Source organism: Candidatus Contubernalis alkalaceticus (assembly GCF_022558445.1).
GTDB lineage: Bacteria > Bacillota > Dethiobacteria > SKNC01 > SKNC01 > Contubernalis > Contubernalis alkaliaceticus.
Map to the genome: position 1 here is coordinate 2,270,297 of NZ_CP054699.1, position 18,809 is coordinate 2,289,105.

The window sequence follows — 18,809 nt, forward strand, 5'->3', positions numbered from 1 at the left end:
AGAGATGGTTTTCAGTCAGATATTCTAAAGGCGTTTTCAGCCGAGACGCCTTTCTCTTTTTTAGAAGTAATCTAACCTACTCTTTCTCATCATAGCTTTTTTATTTAAATTTAAAAAAATTATAATGCTTATTCTAAAGCATGTCAAGTTACTGTAGAATATAAACCACCCCAGCCTGAACTATGCCGATGAAAAAACCCAGAGCTGCCCCCAAATATTCAATATGTTTAAGCTCCTTAGAAGCTATAAATATTATCATCTGTTCTACCCTTTCAAGGGAAAGCTTGTTCATTTTATCTTCTACCATTTTACTAATATTAACTTCATCCCAGGCCTTATGAATCATATCTCTCATGATTACTTTTACATGGATACTCAATTCTTTTTTTACCAGGTCAGCAATATATTCATGTAGGATTTTTTTAATTCCAGGAGGAATAAAATTGGTCAGCTTCTCCTCAGTCCAACCTTTAATTATCCTCTCTGAAGCCGACAAAACTTCCCTTTCCATTGAATCATAATTAACCTGCTGGAGAATATCTCTTCGGGACAGCAGTTCTTTTTCCACAATATCCCCAATAGAACGGGAAAGCGCCAGCTTCCTCTTAGGGATTAAACCCTGAAAACTATATTTAGAAAAAGGTATTGTTACAGGAGTCAAGGGACGGAACAGAAGCCTTAAAGCAATTATATTGGTAAGCCAACCAATCAACCCGCCGATTACAGGTAAAAATATAAACAAATACATGCAGGAAACGTCTCCTTTGCCATTCTATGTCTCTATTTTAACAAAAAGAAACATAAAAAAAAACCTTTACGGTTTTTTAATAGCTGAACAGCAAACCTTTCTATAGAAAAATTTATAATTGGAGCTTCTGCCCCTGACACAGTTTACATTTCTTGCAAATCACTACTCTTTCACTGAATATGTTTAAAATAGCCTCCACCGCCTTGGGATAATAACAGCACAAGACCTGATGAACTATAATTTTTTTAGGAGCAAAGTTAACCAAAAAACTAATTATAAAATCCTCTTTTTGTATCTTTGAACTAAATAAATTCAGGCCATTACTTACGGGGAAAGAATAGTCTAATAGTCGCTGTTCAGCATCTCTAAGTTGTAAAGACCCCTCCTGATCCGCTGTAATGTGAACCTGTTCAATTTTAGGCTCTTGAAGGGTAACAAAATATTTTAACAACTTTAGAAATTCTTGGTATTCCTGTTCCATCAAAAGTTCATCTATGGAAGACTCAACACTATATTTTAAGCCTGCAATAATTTTCTTAAGGCGGAAATTAACAAAACCCTCTAGGTTCATATATTCTTTTTCCTGAAAATAATGCTGTATGCTATCTATAATATAGACCTTTTTCTCATTAAACTTTTTAGCACTGTTTTGTTCATTTAATTCTTGTTGAGTTAATTCAAGTATAATCTCCCTTTCCCGTTGGCTGAAATAGGAATAATTCCTCTTTATCAGATTCTCCAATACCGTATCTCTCATATAATTCATGATAAAATCACAAATGAAATGAGACATATGTTGTTTTAATAAGTTGTTATAATCTTTACTTAAGGGCTTTTTAACATCTAAGAAAAAAAACAAAAAAGGAATACCATCTCTATGCATCTCTTTAAACCTTACCGCGGCCATATTTCTTTTTACATTATTTTTGTATGAAATGAACTTTTCTTTAAATTTAGAATGGTATTTATCTGTTACAACAATTATCCCACCAGTACTGCTCATGATTCCTTCTCCCTCCTTTATCAATTTATTATATGTTTCAAAAAAATTTTGTATACTTTAATAGAAGGGAAGAAAAAACATATTTATAATTTTCTATTTAATTTGGGGAAGTTAACCCCGAAAAGTGTCACCGGTGAACTCGTTTCAGCAAGCTTTAAAATCGGGGAATCAGGTGGAGCTCTACTCCACCTGATTAAAAGCCCCACCTACGCTAACGCTTAGAGGTGGGGGCTTATACCCTAAAAAAAAGAGATAAAAACAAAAAAACACCTGTAATGGTGTTATTTTATAAGTGGTGGGTCGTGCAGGTATTGAACCTGCGGCCCCCTCCGCGTCAGGGAGGTGCTCTCCCACTGAGCTAACGACCCACATTTTCTTATTCAACTACTATTCATTATACAAGCTGTGACAATAAAAATCAAGTTTGGTTTTTCCCCAAACAGATTAACAGCTCGGGTCTTTGACAGTTGAATAATGAACACGGGTCTTTGACAGTTTAATAATAAAAAATCGCTCAAGCCTTTGAAAAGGCTTATTTTTTTTGTCAAATTTGCCAAGTTTATCTTTCGTAATGCCTCGTAATGTGGTATAATATAAGGGATTGGAGGAGTTGACTTTATGAGATTATCGTTTTCAAAATCTAAAAATGCCACTTCACTTTATGTAATAAAAGATGTTATTGAAAAGAATAAGCGCACTACTAAAATTGTAGAAAAACTCGGAACCATTACAGAGTTAGAGAAAAAATTAAACGGCCAAGATCCCATTGAATGGGCAAAAAAGTATATTGAGGAGCTTAACGAGAAAGAAAAAGAAACAAAACGAGAAGTGCTGGTTAAATATTCTCCCTCAAAACTGATCAACAAAGATGAACAGCACTCTTTTAACGGTGGATATCTTTTCCTGCAAAAAATTTACTATGAACTCGGAATACATAAGATTTGTAAGAAAATAACTCAGAAGTATAAATTCAATTTTGATTTGGATTCAATTCTTTCCAGACTGATTTATGGCAGGGTTATCTTCCCTTCTTCAAAACTCGCGACTTATCAACTTTCTAAGAAGTTTATAGAGCAGCCGAATTTTGATCTCCATCAAATATATAGAGCTCTTGAAGTTTTGGCTAAGGAAACAGATTTTATACAATCCTCATTATATGAAAACAGTTTAAAGGTTTCCAAGAGGAATACCGGTATTCTTTACTATGATTGCACCAATTACTTTTTTGAAATTGAACAAGAAGAAGGCAAAAAGCAATACGGCCCATCAAAAGAGCATAAACCAAACCCTATTGTTCAAATGGGTCTATTTATGGATGGGGACGGTATTCCTCTTGCTTTTAGTATTAATAGGGGAAATATGAATGAACAGCTCACATTAAAACCTTTAGAAAAGATGATTTTATCCGATTTTGAGCTTTCTAAGTTTATCGTCTGCACCGATGCCGGTCTTGCTTCTGAGGCTAATCGAAAGTTTAATGATAAGGATGATCGAGCTTTCATTACAACCCAGTCTATAAAAAAATTAAAAAAACACCTTAAAAAATGGGCACTTGCTACAGATGGCTGGCAACGTTCGGGAGATATGAAATCTTATGATATCTCCAAACTTGATGAGAATAAGGATAAAAACAAAGTCTTTTACAAGGAGCGCTGGATTAAAGAGAACGGTTTTGAGCAAAAACTTATTGTAACATACTCCATTAAATACAGGGATTATCAGCGCAAAATCCGCAATTCTCAAATAGAACGAGCTCAAAAAACAATAGATACTAACCCTGCAAAAATAAAGAAATGCAGGCAAAACGATTACAAAAGATTTATTCATAAAACAAACTGCACTCCAGACGGTGAAGTTGCAGAAAATGAAATATATCATATTGATACCGTTCTTATCCAAAAAGAAGAAGCATTTGATGGTTTTTATGGGGTTTGTACCAATCTTGATGATGATGCCACTGAAATAATTAAGGTGAATCATAGAAGATGGGAAATAGAAGAATGTTTTAGAATTATGAAAAGCGAGTTTAAAGCAAGACCTGTATATTTAAGTAATGATGATAGGATAGAAGCACATTTCAACACTTGCTTTATATCATTAATTATTTATAGATTACTGGAAAAGAAGCTTAGTGAAAATTTTACATGTCATGAAATTATTAGTGAATTGCGCGAAATGAATTTCAAAGTAATTAAGGGTGAAGGTTATGAACCAATATATACAAGAACAGATTTTACTGATGCCTTACATGAAGCTTTTGGCTTTCGCACTGACTATCAGATTGTTACTACAAGTATGATGAAAAAAATTTTTAAAAGTACAAAATCATAAAAACATTACGCACTTTTTACATTAACATGAAATCCTGCAAATACCCTAATATCAAGGTGTTGCAGGATTTTTATTTCTATCAAGTGTCAAATACGGGATTATACAAGCTGTGACAATAAAAATCAAGTTTGGTTTTTCCCCAAACAGATTAACAGCTAATCAATGTTTTTAAATCTATCCCCAGTCTTGGCCTGGAAGCCAATATTGATTAATTCTACTTAGTAACAACAAACCTTTGCCTCCAGATGAGAAACGTCCTGAGGATCATGAGTTACTAACACTACAGGTATGTTAGAGTTCCGTAAAAAATCCTTGACCTCATCCCTCAAGATCTGTCTCATTGGAGCGTCAACCGCAGTAAAGGGTTCATCCAAAAGAAGAACCCTGGGCTTTGCCGCTATAGCCCTGATCAGGGACACCCTCTGCTTTTCCCCACCAGAAAGCTGCCCTGGGAATTTATGCTTTAAATCAACCAGCCCCACACTCTGCAGTAATTGCTCAATAATTAGCTCCCTGACTCCCCTGTCTCTCTCTTGTAACCCGAAAGAAACATTTGCAGCTACAGAAAGATGTGGGAAAAGAGCGTAATTCTGAGGAACATATCCTATCTTTCTTTTTCTAGCAGAAAGATTAATTCCAGCCCCGGTATCTAAAAGAACCTGGTCGTCAACAGTAATCTTCCCCAGTTCAGGCTCAATAAGCCCGGCGATACATTTCAAGGTCAAGCTTTTGCCGGCACCAGAAGGACCCAAAAGGGTGATTACCTCTCCTTTATCCACCGACCATTCCTTTTGCAATTTAAAACAACCAAATTTCTTATTTATTTTAATTTTTAACAAAATACTCACCACTTTTTTAATTGATCTAAAAAGTTAAGACTCATCAAAATAACTACGGTTGAAATACTGATTAGTAATACTAAAAACCCCGCCAACTGGCTGTTCCCAGACTGCACAGCATCATAAATAGCAATGGATAAGGTCTGGGTTTTACCCGGAATATTTCCAGCAACCATCAAAGTTGCTCCAAACTCTCCCATAGAACGGGCAAAGGCCAGCACCACACCAGCTAACAGCCCCCTTCTTGCCAGGGGAAGGGTTATGGTAAAGAAAATCTGTATTTCCGTTTTTCCAAGGGTGCGGGCCACATCCTCCAGGTCTTTATCTACTGTCTCCACCGCGGCCTGGAAATTTCTTGACAGCAGGGGAAAAGCAACAACGGCTGCGGCAATAACCGCCGCCTGCCAGGTAAACACCAGACTTATCCCCAACTGCTCCTGAAGAAAACGACCTGGAAAGCTCTGCCTTCCTAAAAGAACCAGTAAATAATAACCCAAAACCGTAGGGGGCAGTACCATAGGCAGAGCTGCCAGAGAGGATAAGAGAGATTTTCCGGGTATTTTCCCCCGGGCCATCAGCCATCCAAAGGGCACTCCTGTGAGGACCACAATTAGAGTGGAACATACGGCTATTTTTAGAGTCAATAGAATTGGAAACCAGTTCACAGCCTTTCCCTCCCTGATAACTTTATTTTTAAGCTGCACCATTGTGATCTTAACAAATTCAAGGTAGGAAAAAGCAGTAACTCTTCATAATAGTCCTGCCTGTATCACTCTCCATAAACTGGATGAATTTCAAAGCCTCCTCCTGATTAGGGGAACCTGCTACCACCGCCATCATCTGCTCCAAAGGTTTGTGTAGAGACTCATCAATTATATAATAATCAATATCTAAAACATCCACTAATGACAAGGCTATAATTCCCACCGGGGCATTACCGCTCTGTATAAACTTAAGCGTCTGAGACACGTTTTCCCCATATACCATTTTTTCCTCTAAAACCTGCCAAACCTCTGCGCTCTCCAGGGCTTCCTTAGCTGCCTGGCCATAGGGAGCATGGTTGGGATTGGCTATAGCCATCCGTTCAATATCAGAGAACAATAAATCTTCCAGTGAAGTTATTTTCAGTCCGGATTTTTTGTTGACCGCAAGCACAATCCTGCCTCTAGCATACAATTTCTGGGATTTTTCAATCAAATGACCCGATTGCTCCAGTTGCTCTACCCATTGCCTGTTTGCAGAAAAAAATAGGTCTATGGGTGCTCCATGCATAATTTGCTGAGACAAATTTCCTGACGACCCGAAAAGAAAGGTGACGGTAACCCCGGTTTGTTCCTCAAACAAACCACCCAATTCTTGAAAAGCAAAATATAGGTCCGAAGCTGCAGCTACAGTTAATTCTTTCTGATGGCCCTCGGCCTCTCCAGGGAAGAAGCGGGTATAGCTTCCTATGAGAATAATAACAAAAACCGTTATTAATGTGATCAAAATCATTTTTCGCAGCACAACCCACCCCTCCTAACCTTTGTCTACAGTATCTATTTTTCATCACAGGTCTTTTTTGTAATCGTTATTTTTATTTCATTTTCACTAACCTGATCCACCCTGCTGTTCAAGTCATTAACCATCAGGTCCCCCTCCAACCAGGGAGGGACATGGCCGGCAGTAACCTCCAGTTCATAGAACCTGCCCTTCTGCAAATAGGGCCGTAGCACCTGCTTGCTGGTTATCCCCAGGTCTTTTTCTTGGATTTCCTTTATGGAAATAATATAGCGTCCTGGAAAAACCTCTAAGGGGATCGGCAAAATATCCTTTAATTTTCTTTCTGACTCCCTGCTTTTTTCCTCTTCTTCACTTTCAATAATTAAATCTAAAAAATCTTGTGGTCTTCCTTCAATTTCCCAGAGATTACATCCATGTTTCTCTAATGAAAAATAGGGAATACCGGCTATGGATGCGCCTACAAAAATTCTGCATTCCCCTAAAAAATCCGTAATGTTGTCCATTCGCTTTCGCAGCTCCTTAAGGCTTAATATTTTATCCCCAAAAAGCCCTTTTTCTCGAAGCACTTTCCATGCACCTTTAATTTTCCGATAAATTACAATTTTCCCATCCTGTTCAAAAGAAGCAGTAACTCCTGATTGATCTTCATACACCGCGATTTCTCTGGTCATTCACCCTCTCCCCTTTCCATAGAGCCAGTTCACTTTTATAGTGTAAAGTAACCCTTTTTTAAGACATTCAATTTATTTCCAGGGATTTTACTGGACTTCCCCCTTCAATATGTTCATCCATGATTACCTCTATATCATCACTTGTTACTCCACCGTACCAAACGTTATGAGGATAGACTACAACCACAGGGCCTTTTTCACAAATTCCAAAGCAGCCGGTATGGGTCACAAGAACATCTCCCCCCAGCCCCCGTTCTTCAATTTCCTCCATGAATTCCTCCAGCAGATTTACAGAGTTTTTAGAATGACAAAAACCCTTCTGCTGCCCATTTATTCTGGAACTGGAACAAATAAATACATGATATTTTGGTTTTTTCACCTAAAAATCACTCCTCATATGATTTTGAACCGTCACCTGGCATCACATCATCTTCTCTTCGGCCCATAGCCCACTTTAGAGAACACTGTAAACATCCCCATGTTTTACTGGCTAATCGCTTTTTCAGTCTGCATAAACTCCACAGATCGATCCTCTCCCAATAAGCCGACAGCATCAGCCCGGCACTGCCTGCAGTGACGCATCTGCTTCAGATCTGTTTCACAAAGATTCCTCATATTGTCCAGCTCGTCTAAGCTGGTCTGTGGATAATTTTCAAAGGGGCTGCCAAAAGCTGGAATTAGCGGCATAATATTATTTATGAAAACACCCGCCTTCTTTAAACCCTTAACAGTATCCGGAATATGATGGGTATTGATATCTTTAATCATGACTATGTTTGCTTTCACCACCACCCCTTCATCCACCAGCTGCCTTATCCCTTGAAATTGATTATTAACCAGCAGTTCAGCACCCTCTAAGCCTTTATAAACCATTCTTTTATAACTGACATAACTGTAAATCTTCCTTCCCACCCGGGGGTCCAAACAATTAACCGTAACCGTTATATGACTCACTCCTAAGTCTACTATTTTTTGAGCCAGGTCCGGAAGCATTAGTCCATTGGTGGACAGACAGAAAATAATTTCCGGATCAACCTTTTTAATCAATTTTATAGTCTCTTTTGTATTCTCCCAGTTGGCCAGGGCATCTCCCGGGCCGGCTATTCCCACCACACTGAGCCGCGGAATTTTATTTCTTACTTGAATAAATTTTTTTTGGGCAGAAGTAGGAGAAAGAACTGTACTGGTTACCCCCGGCCGGCTTTCATTTGCACAATCATATTTACGGCTGCAGTAATTACATTTAATATTACACCGGGGTGCCACTGGAAGATGCATTCTGGCATATTTATGATGGGCTTCATAAGAAAAACAGGGATGCTTTCCAGTTTTAATCAATTTTTCTGGATTACTTTTTTTAACATCTGTGAAACAGGTTTCACGACAGTTCATTCTTTCCACCTCAATTCTGCTCCAATTAATTCCTTGTTTTCTCCCCGATAAAAACTTTCATACATTTTTCTCCGATAGTTATTTAGCTTATTTTCCAGCAAAGTGTTAGTAATTCTGTCTAAAAACATGGCCGTTCCGTTGTACCCTACCGAAAGCAGCCGCTGTCCCCCTACCCGGTCGTGAATGGGAAATCCAAACCTGACCAGAGGAATTCCCTCTTTTTCTGTGAGATATTTGCCTTCAGAAGAACCTATAGCAATATTTGCCTTGTACTCCACCGCTTTCTCCCGGATACTAACAAAGTCAGCCCCCGTTAGAAAACAAGCTTCTCTATTTAATTGGTTAAACCGGGGCTGAAGCAGCTGCTGCAGCCTGGTATTCTTACTGCCGGAGGCCACCACCACTGGAAACACTCCATTTTCCAGACAAACACCGACAGCAGCCAGAACCAGTTCTGGATCTCCAAATAGGATACTTCTTCCCTGGAAATTGTATTTATGGGAGTCAATCATGGCATCCAATAGTCGTCCTCTTTCTTCCCCCAGGCTCCGGGGAATTTCTTTCCCGGTTATTCTTTTGACTGTATTAAGGAAAATATCGGTATTTTCCAATCCCAGCGGAATTGGGGTCTCGTATAGGGGTACACCAAATTCCTTTTCCAGATAAGCTCCTGCCGTAGGTTGTTTTCCAGCTGTAAGTACTGTCTGTACTGTAGCTACAGCTCCCGACATACTTTGAATATCAGAGATTTTAGTGCCACCGGTGGGCATTTTTTGATATGGTTTAACAAAAGATTGGTCCAAGGTATTGGAATAATCTGGAAAAAGGGTAAAATCAACCCCCATTATATTTAGAATTCTCTTAATCTCCCGGATATCTGCCGGGCTAATATTAGGCACAATTACATTTATTTTGTTATGTCCAGGACTCTTTTTGGCCAGGGCCGCCACAATTTGATGACAAGCTTTTAAATATCCCTCACTGTGGCTTCCCCCATAGCCCGGAGTAGATACCGCTGCTGCCGAAAGGTGGACAAGTCCTTTCTCCTTCAAATAGGCCGATACAATTCTATCAACATCCTCTCCGATGGTCTCTGCCAGGCAGGTGGTCAGCACCCCTATAAATTTTGGATTATATATTTTAATGACATTATCTAGTCCCTGCTTTAAATTCTTTTCCCCTCCATAGATGGTCCCCTTTTCATTTAAAGAGGAGGAAGCTACATCCACCGGTTCATTGAAATGCTCGGCAATATGCCTGCGCATATATGTAGCACAGCCCTGGGAACCATGAAGAATTACCATAGACTTTTCCACCCCTTTAAAGGAGAAAATGCCACCCATAGGCATGCACATATGACATGAGTTCTCGTTTACTTTTTTCATTTCCCTTCTCTCCTTCCTGACTAATAACAAAACAAGGGGAGGTTTCTTTTGTCTTATTTTCATGACTGGGTGGTGCTGCTGCTTTATAATAGCAGCAGCAGTCTCTATCCAAAAATAATACCCAGGCGAAAAAAACAATTACTTCAAATACTTCCATACCGGAGAACATAGTGTAGAATATACCTCCCCGGCGAAATTAACAGCTCCGGCAAAGCCGCTTAAAGGGTGTTTTCGATCATGATTATGGTCGATAAAAGCAATCCCCAACTTGTAAGCCAGAGGCCTTTCCTTCACTCCTCCCACCAAAAGATGAGCTTCCTTTTCCATCATAAACTTTTCCAGTTCAGTGGGATTGGCATCATCCAGGACCACCGTTCCCTCCTCCACCATATCACTGATAGTCTCATATTCCTCCGGCCTCCCGGTCTGGGTCCCAACCATCACTACTTCGATGCCAATCTCCCGGAACTGCTTGATTAAAGAGATGGCTTTAAAACCTCCCCCCACGTAAACCGCGGCCTTTTTCCCCTGAAATTCCCTCCGGTAACCTTCTATCAGAGGTTTTACGATTTCTTCTTCCCTATTAATCAACTCCTCCGCCGCTTTCACGGCCTTATGGCTGTTAAAAAACTCAGCGATTCTCAAAAGAGAACCAGATGTATCCTCCACCCCTAGAAAAGAAATATTCATATAGGGGATTCCAAACATCTCCTCCATTTCTTTAGCCAAAAAAGCCATGGAACCAGCACACTGAATAATGTTTAAAGATGCTTTAGGTGCATCCTTTAAAGACCTGTAGGTGGAATCTCCTGTAAAGTTTGTATTCACCTTTATTCCCAAAGGGTGGAGATAATTTTGAATAATCCAGGCCTCCCCCGCCAGGTTAAAATCCCCCAGGTAGTTAACACTCATTGGTATTTTCTCTACTTTATTATTGTCCTGATTAACTCCCGAATTAATCAAGCGGAGCAGAGCATGGCAGGCGGCCCGGTATCCGGCGGCCTTGTTTCCGATAAAACCGCTGGACTCCACAGGAATTACCTCTATCCCATGCCTTAAGGAGGCGTTTTTACAGACGGCTTCCAGATCATCCCCGATCACCCCCACAATACAGGTGGCATATACAAAAACCAGTTTTGTCGGGTATTTTTCCACCAGCTGGTCGATGGCTGCTGTCAACTTTTTTTCTCCGCCAAAGATTACATCTTCCTCCTGCAGGTCGGTAGAAAAACTGTTCCGGTACAGTTCCGAACCGCTGCTGAGGCTGCCCCGAATATCCCAGGTATAGCTGGCACAGCCGATGGGGCCGTGCACCAGGTGTACCGCATCTGTAACAGGATTCAATACCACCCGGGCACCGCAGTAAACACAGGCCCGCTGGCTGACACAGCCGGCGATGCTGTCGCTATCACATTTTAGACTCTTCTTCTGCCTTCCTTTAGTATGAATAAAGTCTTTCCTTTCTTCAACAATTGAACCGGGCTCAAACACACTCATCTTTTACCTCTCCTTTATGATAGGCGAAATATGGAATTAAAGCAGAGCAGTATTGCCTTATATCTGGTTTCTCATCCCGCTGAATTAATAAAACTACCTGATTAAAATGGATCTATTCCAACACCTCACTTCCCACTTCCCACTTCCCACTTCTCAATGGAGCTACATAACCAGTTCAAAGTCCTCTTCTGCCGCATCCCGGTCAGCTCTATCCAATAGAGCTCCGCTTATCATTTCTATTAATCTCATGGCTCCCCGGTATCCTACCACCGGAAGATAAGAATGAACACTGCGGTCCATCACCGGAAATCCCAGCCGGACAAAGGGAATATCCTCCGCCCGGGCAATATACTTACCGTAAGTATTTCCTATCAGCAGGTCTACCGGGCCGTTTTTAATCCACTGATGCAGTTCAAACAGATCCCCGGCCGCCCTAACCTTTCCTTCCACCCCGGCCGCTTTCAGCATGGTGTTTATTTCTTTCTCAAAAAGCGCTCCGGGTGAACCGGTGAGAACGTAAGCAGGAATCATCCCCAGGCTCAACAAAAATTCTGTCATAGCAGTTAACATATCCGGATCCCCGAAAAGGGCCACTTTCCTGCCGTGGAAATGAAAATGGGTATCTGTCATTATATCCACCAGCTGTCCCCGCTCCTCCTCCAGCTCATAGGGAATATCCTGGATAAATCGATTTCGTAGAGTCATTAAAAATTCATCAGTAGCTTTAATACCAACAGGTGTCCTTAAAACTACCGGCGGAACACTACATTTTCGGTCCAACAGGAAAGCTGCTTCACTGGAGGCAAAAAATCCTAAGGCTATGGTAAATTTAGAACTGCCAGAATCTTGGATATCCTTAACCCGGGCGCCACCCCGGGGAAACATTTGGTACCTACCGGTCATAGGAGAATCTACTACCCCGGTGGTATCGGGAAACATAATAAATTTTATTCCCAATTCTTTTAACATCCTTTTAATCTCTCTCATATCTCCGGGATTTACAAAACCTGGTAAGACGTTTACCTGTTCTTTCTTCTCTTTTTCCCCAGGCTCCACCAGACAGTTGACCATCCCTGTGGTCATATTAGAAAAACCGGTTATATGAGAGCCCACATAACTGGGAGTGCTGGCGTAAATAACCCGTTTACCTTCAGGCACCTCAGCAGTGCTGAGAATGGAAGGAATATCATCACCGATGGTCTCCGTCAAACAGGTGGTATGAACAGCCATAATGTCCGGGTCATAGATTTCAAATACATTTTTTATAGAAGTCTTCAAATTGGCGCCGCCTCCGAAAACCGAAGCTCCCTCTGTAAAAGAACTGGAGGAGGCCATGATAGGGTCTCTAAAATGCCGGGTAAGATGCGAACGGTGATAAGAACAGCACCCTTGAGAACCATGGCTGTGAGGAAGACATCGGTAAATACCCAGAGCCGCATACATAGCCCCGATGGGCTGACAGGTCTTGGCAGGGTTAATCAGGCCGACTTTACGCTGAATCATTTCCTTAGGTGTAGAATCTAACATTTTGTTCCCTCCTCTTCAATGGTTCCACTCTAAAGCGGGTCTTTCTTCCAGGGAGGTAGGATAAAATTCCAGGTAGGGGATACAAACCCCATAGCTACATCCTCTGCAAACTTCACTGCACCCCTGAACCCTTCATAGGGACCACTGTAATCGTAAGAATGCAGCTGTTTGGAAGGGATGCCCATCTTCTGGGCTACATATTTATCCTTCACTCCCGAAGCAAATAAATCGGGCTTTAACAGCCGAATAAATTCCTCCGTCTCAAAATGATTCAGGTCATCCACCACCAGGCTGCCGTCCTTCATCTCCTGGATCATCCCTTGATAATTGCTTAAGGGTATCTTATCCTGCAGCTCTTTTTTCTTCTCCGGTGTAATTTTAAGGCGAAATAGTTCCTTGTCCGGAGTTACCTTCAGGTCAGGAATATTTCGGGAATCTGCGTCCAATTTGATATCCGGGATTATCTCCCGTCCTTCATAATCATCTCGATGGGCAAATTCATATCCAGCCAATACCGTATCCATGCCCATTTCACCGAAAAGCCCCTGGTAATGGTGTCCCCTGGACCCTCCCACAAAACAAAAAGCCGTTTTACCCTGACATATTTTTTTATACTGTTCCATAACCGGTTCAATCATAGCCAGTTCCCTTGCGATAAACTCCTCTGTTCTCTGAGTTAATTCCCGATCTCCGAAATAAAGAGCCATATCTCGTAGAGAATCTATAGTGTTTTGAATACCGATAAAGTTAACTTTTAACCAGGGAGTGCCATATTTTGTTTCCAGCATTTCTGCAATGTAGTTTATAGAACGATGGCACTGTACCAGGTTCAATTCCGCTACATGGGCATTCTTTAAGGTTTCAAAGGAGCCGTCCCCGGTCATGGGCGCTACCAGATAGTAACCGATCCCCTGCAAAATCCTATCAATCTCCCAGCTATCCCCACCAATATTGTATTCCCCCAGCAGGTTTATAGAAAACCGGTGAGGTGGTTCCGTCATTTCCCCCTGCCCCACGATCCCCTCCATCAACCCATTGTTGGCAATGTGGTGTCCGGCAGACTGGCTTACCCCCTTGTATCCCTCACAGCTGAAAGCCAAAATGGGTATTTTATGTTTCTCCTGAGCTTCCCGGGCAATAGCATTGATATCATCACCAATAAGGCCCACAGGACAAGTTGCAGAAACGGTGATAGCGTTGGGTTTAAAAATCTCCACTACTTCATCAATCATCCCGGAAAGTTTTTTCTCCCCTCCAAAAACTATATCACTCTCCTGCATATCAGTAGTAACACAGTAATGAAGAAAATTCTTTTTCGGATCTTCGGCCCGTGCCTTATTCCGCCGGGTCAGCCAGGCATAATATCCACAGCCTACAGGACCATGGACGATATGAACCATATCCTTAAGGGGTCCCAGCACCACCCCCTTGCAGCCGGCAAAAGCACATCCCCTGGTGGTAATTATTCCTGGGATAGTACGGGTATTGGCTTCAATCTGCTGCCTTTCTTGAGAGGTATCTTTCACCACCAGGATATGTTTTTTCCGGTTCCGCCTCACCTTGGCCGGATATCGTTCAAATATAGCATTCAGGTCTTTTTCATGTAACCCCATGTTAATCCCCCTCCTTCTTTAAATAGCTTCTTCGCCCCGTTCACTGGTACGAACTCTTACAGCGTCATTTACTGGTAATACAAAGATTTTTCCGTCACCGCTGTGGCCTTCCTTGTTCACGGAAATAATGATTTCCACTACTTTCTTTACTTCTTCATCGGGAACAATAATGTTCAGCAGACGTTTGGGAATCAGCCTCCCCCCCTTCAACATGCTTTCCAAAATCATATCCCGGGCTTCTTCACCTACTTTATCGATTACACTTAAATCTTTCAGCATTTTCCCCCGGCCCACGGCCCGGATTGCAGTTAAACTGTTATATCCGGCCTCCACCAGAACTCTTTTGGTCTCAGCTACCTTGTGCATCCGGATTACTGCCATCACTTCTTTCATAAGCCATCCCTCCTACAGTTCCATTTTCCCAGTGCTGATGGTATATACTTCCTCCACCGGGAATACAAATATTTTTCCGTCACCAAAGGTGCCACTTTCGCCGGTTTTCGCATATCTCATGATGGTGCTAATCACATCTTCCCTGTCTTCATCCCGTACCACCATAATCAGCATTTCTTTGGGTATTTCATCATAAATCACATCCCCCACCTTAACTCCCCTCTGCTTACCCCGGCCAACCACATCAACCTTGGTTACCGAGGGGAACCCGGCATCATTCAACTCCGACAAAATTTGATTTGACTTTTCCGGCCTCACAATGGCTTTTATCATCAGCATAAATTTCCCTCCTTAATTTTAATTAACCCTTACCCCAAAATCCCGTGATCCATCATAAGCTCTTCCAACCGGTCCTGGCTCATGGGCTCAGGAACTATGAACATCTGATTTTCATCTATACTCTTGGCCAAATTGCGGTACTCCTCAGCCTGGGCTTCCTCAGGATTAAAATCAATTACCGTCTTCCTGTTAATCTCCGCCCTCTGTACCACATTGTCCCTGGGGATAAAATAAATCAGCTGGGAACCCAACTCTTCCGCAAAGGAAGTCAATAATTCCAGTTCATTATCAACCTTCCGGCTGTTGCATATTATTCCACCAACCCGCACTCCCCCGGAATGAGCATATTTTTTCACCCCTTTGCAGATGTTGTTGGCTGCATACAGCGCCATCATTTCCCCCGAGGCCACGATATAAATCTCTTTCGCTTTACCCTCCCGGATGGGCATGGCAAACCCCCCACATACCACATCCCCCAGGACATCGTAAAAAACGTATTCCAAATCCTCTGTGTAAGCTCCCAGGGATTCCAACAGGTTGATGGAGGTAATAATTCCCCGGCCGGCACAACCCACTCCCGGCTCCGGGCCCCCGGACTCTACACAACGGGCCCCTTCAAAACCGGTAATAAGGATATCCTCCAGATCAATGTCTTCCCCCTCGTCCCTTAAGGTATCTAAAACCGTTTTCTGGTTCATCCCGTGCAGTAAAAGCCGGGTAGAATCAGCTTTAGGATCACAGCCCACCACCATAACCTGTTTCCCCATCTCCGCCAGGGCCGCCACCGTGTTTTGTTGGGTAGTAGACTTGCCGATACCACCCTTTCCGTAAATGGCTATTTGTCTCATCTCTTTTACTCCCCCTAGTTTTAATTTGTTTTAACCCTTTACCATTCCTTAAAATAAAATGTTCTACATATTCTGATACTTTATTTCCTTTTAAAAAAACATCACTCCCTTCAAAGGAATCGTTGTTTGGTCAAATACAATTTACATGTTAAAAAAAACAGGGCCGCTTCATAACCAATGAGCGACCCTGCCCGGTAGAAAACGTAAGAAGCCCCCCGGTAGGCCGGAAGGCATCTGTGCCACTACTGTACAAACGATGTACTTAATATGAATTTTTTATCTCACCATCTTATTATGTGCTATATCATAGCACGGACTAATCAGAGGTGTCAATAGTTTTTTTTGCATTGTGGAATATGTTTTCACATTGCAAAAAATAACGTAATAAAGATTACTTTTTAAAAAAAATAAACCTTATGTACTATATTTTTAATTAACCCGGTAAACATAAAAGTGAAAATTAAAAGGAGGAGACTGTCATAAATAAACTTCGAGTAGGTATTATTGGAACAGGGATGGCCTTTGAGCGGTTGCACTATCCCGCCTTTGAAGAACTGTCGGATTATTATGATATAACCGCTATCTGCAATTCAACCCCGGAAAAACTACAGTACTGGGCTCAGTATCTCCAATTGGACGACAAAAATGTTTATACCGATTACAAAAAAATGTTTCAGGACAAAAACATAGACCTGGTAGATATCATGGTACCCATTGAAGAAAATTATCCAATTACTGAGGAGGCCGCCAAGGCAGGTATACCCATTATTTGTGAAAAACCACTGGCGGCAGATCGGGAACAAGCCAAAGCGCACCGGGACCTGGCTAAAAAATTCAATGTTCCCATTATGATTGCAGAAAACTACCGTTACAGCGAAGAGACCAGTATTATAAAAAGCTTAATTGACCAAAAAAAGTTAGGAGAGCCAGTATTTTTTATTCATACTAAGGTAACAGACTTTCCTCAGGAACGCTGGGAAAACCAGTTTCCCGCCAAAGAATGGCGTCAGCACCCAAAATACCAGGGCGGCGCTATCCTGGATATGGCGGTGCACAACCTGTCTGCCTTAAGGCATATATTCGGTTCAGTGGACAAAGTCCATGGGCTGGGGAAAAAGCAAAATGCCGACTGGAGCCCCTATTCTGTAATTAATGTGAACATTCTTTTTAAAAGTGGAATGCCCGGTCAATTTACTTTTTACTGTGGAGGCCCAGAAGTACAGCGTCCATTAATTGGTCTTCGTATTTTCTGCACCCGAGGCACCATCTATTTAGAAGAAAATACCTGCGGTGTAATTAACCTGTTCTATAACGACGAAAGCCAGGAACAAATACCCTTTCGAACGCAGCGGGGCTTCTACAATGAATTGTTGAACTTTTACCGGGCGGCTCAAGGGCAGGAGGAAATTACCGTAACACCGGAAATCGAATATGGAGACGCGAAAATGGTTTTTGACATCTTAGAATCCATAGAAACAGGGAATCCTGTTCAGATAGACCAGGATCCGGTTTTATCCAGACTGTAAGAAGGGAATCCAACTTGACCTCAGGTAAATCACCGCCTATTACCGATAATCATACTGGTAGTAAGAGGCACAGGCACCTTCTGGAGATGCCATACAGAGGCCAACCGGTCGTGAAGGTATACATTCCCTGCCAAAGAGGTCGCATTGAGTAGGCAGTATTTTTCCTGTAAGCACCTCTCTACAGCTGCAACCCGACTGATTTAAAGGCCTGGACACCTCCACAGGAAAACGTTTAGCGGCATTATAAACCTGCAGTTCTTTTTTTAAAGCCAGGCCGCTGTCGGGAATTTTACCCAAACCTCTCCAGGATACCTCACAGGGGTCAAAATATTCCTGGATAACCCTTTGTGCCGTAATGTTTCCCTCTTCTCGAACTACCCGGGTATAATTATTGTCTACCCGACAGGTTTTCTTAAGAAGCTGCTGAGTTAAGTTCTCCACTGCTCCCAACAGATCCATGGGCTCATAACCTGCGATGACCCCGGGGATTTCGTTATCTAACGCTAAAAAATCAAAGGGTTTTCTGCCGACAACCACACTTACATGGCCAGGAAGTATAAACCCATCTACTCTCAATTCACTGTCCTTAAGCAGGGTTTTCAGTGCAGGTATAATTCTCTTATGGACAGAATATACGGAATAATTTTTAATCCCTTGATCCTCTGCCTCCAGTATGCTCAGAGCAACTACTGAAGCCGTGGGTTCAAAGCCAACCCCCAGAAAGACAATGTGCTTCAGCGGATTCCTCCAGGCCCACCGAACCGCCTCAGAGGGAGAATTAAACATTAGTGCCCGGGCACCCCGGGCCCTCTCTTGTTCCAGAGAAGAGCGACTCCCGGGCACTTTTAACACGTTCCCCAAAGTCCCCAACACCACATTTTCCTGAGTGCTTAACTCAATAATTCTATCTATATCCCCCTGGTCAGTAACACACAATGGACATCCTGGGCCGCTCCTTAAGTCTACTGTCTCCTCCAGGGCTCTCCTTAAACCTGTCTGAGAAAAGTTTACAGAATGAGTACCGCAAACCTCTATGAACACCGGACGTCTTCCTAGCCGCTCTTTCAATTCCTGGCCTATGCTCTTAACCTCCTGGAGCAGCCGACCGGAAAGATGCCGATCCCTAAACTTAACAAGACATTCCCTCTCTTCTTCCTCCTGCTTTAAAATCCATTTAGCCACACCGTAGGGCCT

The 18,809-nt window shown here is 42.1% G+C and carries 18 protein-coding genes, 1 tRNA gene and 1 other annotated feature (1 of these 20 cut by a window edge); of the genes, 2 read left to right on the forward strand and 17 right to left on the reverse strand.

The genetic code is table 11. From position 1 onward, the window contains the following. Positions 1 to 102: a binding site (T-box leader), on the reverse strand; it reaches 127 nt to the left of the window's first position. A 46-nt stretch (positions 103 to 148) separates the two neighbouring features. The 3 genes from HUE98_RS11400 to HUE98_RS11410 form a co-directional block, all read right to left on the reverse strand. After that, positions 149 to 748 (reverse strand): DUF445 domain-containing protein, encoded by a 600-nt coding sequence (locus HUE98_RS11400; RefSeq protein WP_241420766.1) that lies wholly within the window; start codon positions 746 to 748, stop codon positions 149 to 151. 112 nt (positions 749 to 860) lie between these two features. Continuing rightward, on the reverse strand, positions 861 to 1,751 hold the full coding sequence (ytxC, locus tag HUE98_RS11405) for a putative sporulation protein YtxC (protein ID WP_241420767.1): 891 nt from the start codon (positions 1,749 to 1,751) through the stop codon (positions 861 to 863). A gap of 293 nt (positions 1,752 to 2,044) precedes the next feature. After that, a tRNA-Val gene (locus tag HUE98_RS11410) sits at positions 2,045 to 2,119 on the reverse strand. Positions 2,120 to 2,369: 250 nt separating this feature from the next. On the opposite strand from HUE98_RS11410, the gene HUE98_RS11415 reads away from it, so the two are divergent. Further along, a complete protein-coding gene (locus HUE98_RS11415) occupies positions 2,370 to 4,082 on the forward strand; it encodes an IS1634 family transposase (RefSeq protein ID WP_241420768.1) in 1,713 nt (570 codons plus the stop codon). A gap of 218 nt (positions 4,083 to 4,300) precedes the next feature. Here the strand turns inward: HUE98_RS11415 and HUE98_RS11420 are convergent, their stop codons facing one another. The 13 genes from HUE98_RS11420 to nifH all read right to left on the reverse strand — a co-directional run bounded on the left by HUE98_RS11420 (position 4,301) and on the right by nifH (position 16,089). Beyond that, entirely contained in the window at positions 4,301 to 4,921 is a 621-nt protein-coding gene (locus HUE98_RS11420) for a sulfate/molybdate ABC transporter ATP-binding protein (protein ID WP_241420769.1), read from the reverse strand. A gap of 5 nt (positions 4,922 to 4,926) precedes the next feature. Continuing rightward, complete coding sequence (modB, locus tag HUE98_RS11425) at positions 4,927 to 5,586, reverse strand: molybdate ABC transporter permease subunit (RefSeq protein WP_241420770.1); 660 nt, start codon at positions 5,584 to 5,586, stop codon at positions 4,927 to 4,929. Between the two features lie 58 nt (positions 5,587 to 5,644). After that, a complete protein-coding gene (gene modA / locus HUE98_RS11430) occupies positions 5,645 to 6,427 on the reverse strand; it encodes a molybdate ABC transporter substrate-binding protein (protein ID WP_241420771.1) in 783 nt (260 codons plus the stop codon). Between the two features lie 32 nt (positions 6,428 to 6,459). Beyond that, on the reverse strand, positions 6,460 to 7,095 hold the full coding sequence (locus HUE98_RS11435; protein ID WP_241420772.1) for a Fe-only nitrogenase accessory AnfO family protein: 636 nt from the start codon (positions 7,093 to 7,095) through the stop codon (positions 6,460 to 6,462). 67 nt (positions 7,096 to 7,162) lie between these two features. Continuing rightward, entirely contained in the window at positions 7,163 to 7,474 is a 312-nt protein-coding gene (locus HUE98_RS11440) for a 2Fe-2S ferredoxin (protein ID WP_241420773.1), read from the reverse strand. 104 nt (positions 7,475 to 7,578) lie between these two features. Beyond that, on the reverse strand, positions 7,579 to 8,487 hold the full coding sequence (gene nifB, locus HUE98_RS11445; RefSeq protein ID WP_241420774.1) for a nitrogenase cofactor biosynthesis protein NifB: 909 nt from the start codon (positions 8,485 to 8,487) through the stop codon (positions 7,579 to 7,581). Next, positions 8,484 to 9,872 carry a nitrogenase component 1 gene (locus HUE98_RS11450; protein WP_241420775.1) on the reverse strand — a complete coding sequence of 463 codons (1,389 nt, stop codon included), beginning with the start codon at positions 9,870 to 9,872 and terminating at the stop codon, positions 8,484 to 8,486. The genes nifB and HUE98_RS11450 overlap by 4 nt, the downstream gene beginning before the upstream one ends. 138 nt (positions 9,873 to 10,010) lie before the next feature. Beyond that, entirely contained in the window at positions 10,011 to 11,369 is a 1,359-nt protein-coding gene (gene nifE, locus HUE98_RS11455; protein ID WP_241420776.1) for a nitrogenase iron-molybdenum cofactor biosynthesis protein NifE, read from the reverse strand. A 162-nt stretch (positions 11,370 to 11,531) separates the two neighbouring features. After that, positions 11,532 to 12,896, reverse strand: a complete 1,365-nt coding sequence (gene nifK, locus HUE98_RS11460; RefSeq protein ID WP_241420777.1) for a nitrogenase molybdenum-iron protein subunit beta — start codon at positions 12,894 to 12,896, stop codon at positions 11,532 to 11,534. A 29-nt stretch (positions 12,897 to 12,925) separates the two neighbouring features. Further along, positions 12,926 to 14,509, reverse strand: coding sequence for a nitrogenase molybdenum-iron protein alpha chain (gene nifD / locus HUE98_RS11465; RefSeq protein WP_241420778.1), 1,584 nt, complete (start codon positions 14,507 to 14,509; stop codon positions 12,926 to 12,928). An 18-nt stretch (positions 14,510 to 14,527) separates the two neighbouring features. After that, positions 14,528 to 14,902, reverse strand: a complete 375-nt coding sequence (locus HUE98_RS11470) for a P-II family nitrogen regulator (protein ID WP_241420779.1) — start codon at positions 14,900 to 14,902, stop codon at positions 14,528 to 14,530. A 12-nt stretch (positions 14,903 to 14,914) separates the two neighbouring features. Then, positions 14,915 to 15,241 (reverse strand): P-II family nitrogen regulator, encoded by a 327-nt coding sequence (locus HUE98_RS11475; protein ID WP_241420780.1) that lies wholly within the window; start codon positions 15,239 to 15,241, stop codon positions 14,915 to 14,917. A gap of 29 nt (positions 15,242 to 15,270) precedes the next feature. Beyond that, a complete protein-coding gene (gene nifH, locus HUE98_RS11480; RefSeq protein ID WP_241420781.1) occupies positions 15,271 to 16,089 on the reverse strand; it encodes a nitrogenase iron protein in 819 nt (272 codons plus the stop codon). A 500-nt stretch (positions 16,090 to 16,589) separates the two neighbouring features. Between nifH and HUE98_RS11485 the strand changes: the two genes are divergently transcribed. After that, complete coding sequence (locus HUE98_RS11485; protein WP_407080315.1) at positions 16,590 to 17,615, forward strand: Gfo/Idh/MocA family protein; 1,026 nt, start codon at positions 16,590 to 16,592, stop codon at positions 17,613 to 17,615. Between the two features lie 39 nt (positions 17,616 to 17,654). Here the strand turns inward: HUE98_RS11485 and hypD are convergent, their stop codons facing one another. After that, positions 17,655 to 18,797 carry a hydrogenase formation protein HypD gene (gene hypD, locus HUE98_RS11490; RefSeq protein WP_241420783.1) on the reverse strand — a complete coding sequence of 381 codons (1,143 nt, stop codon included), beginning with the start codon at positions 18,795 to 18,797 and terminating at the stop codon, positions 17,655 to 17,657. Between the last annotated feature and the right edge of the window lie 12 nt (positions 18,798 to 18,809).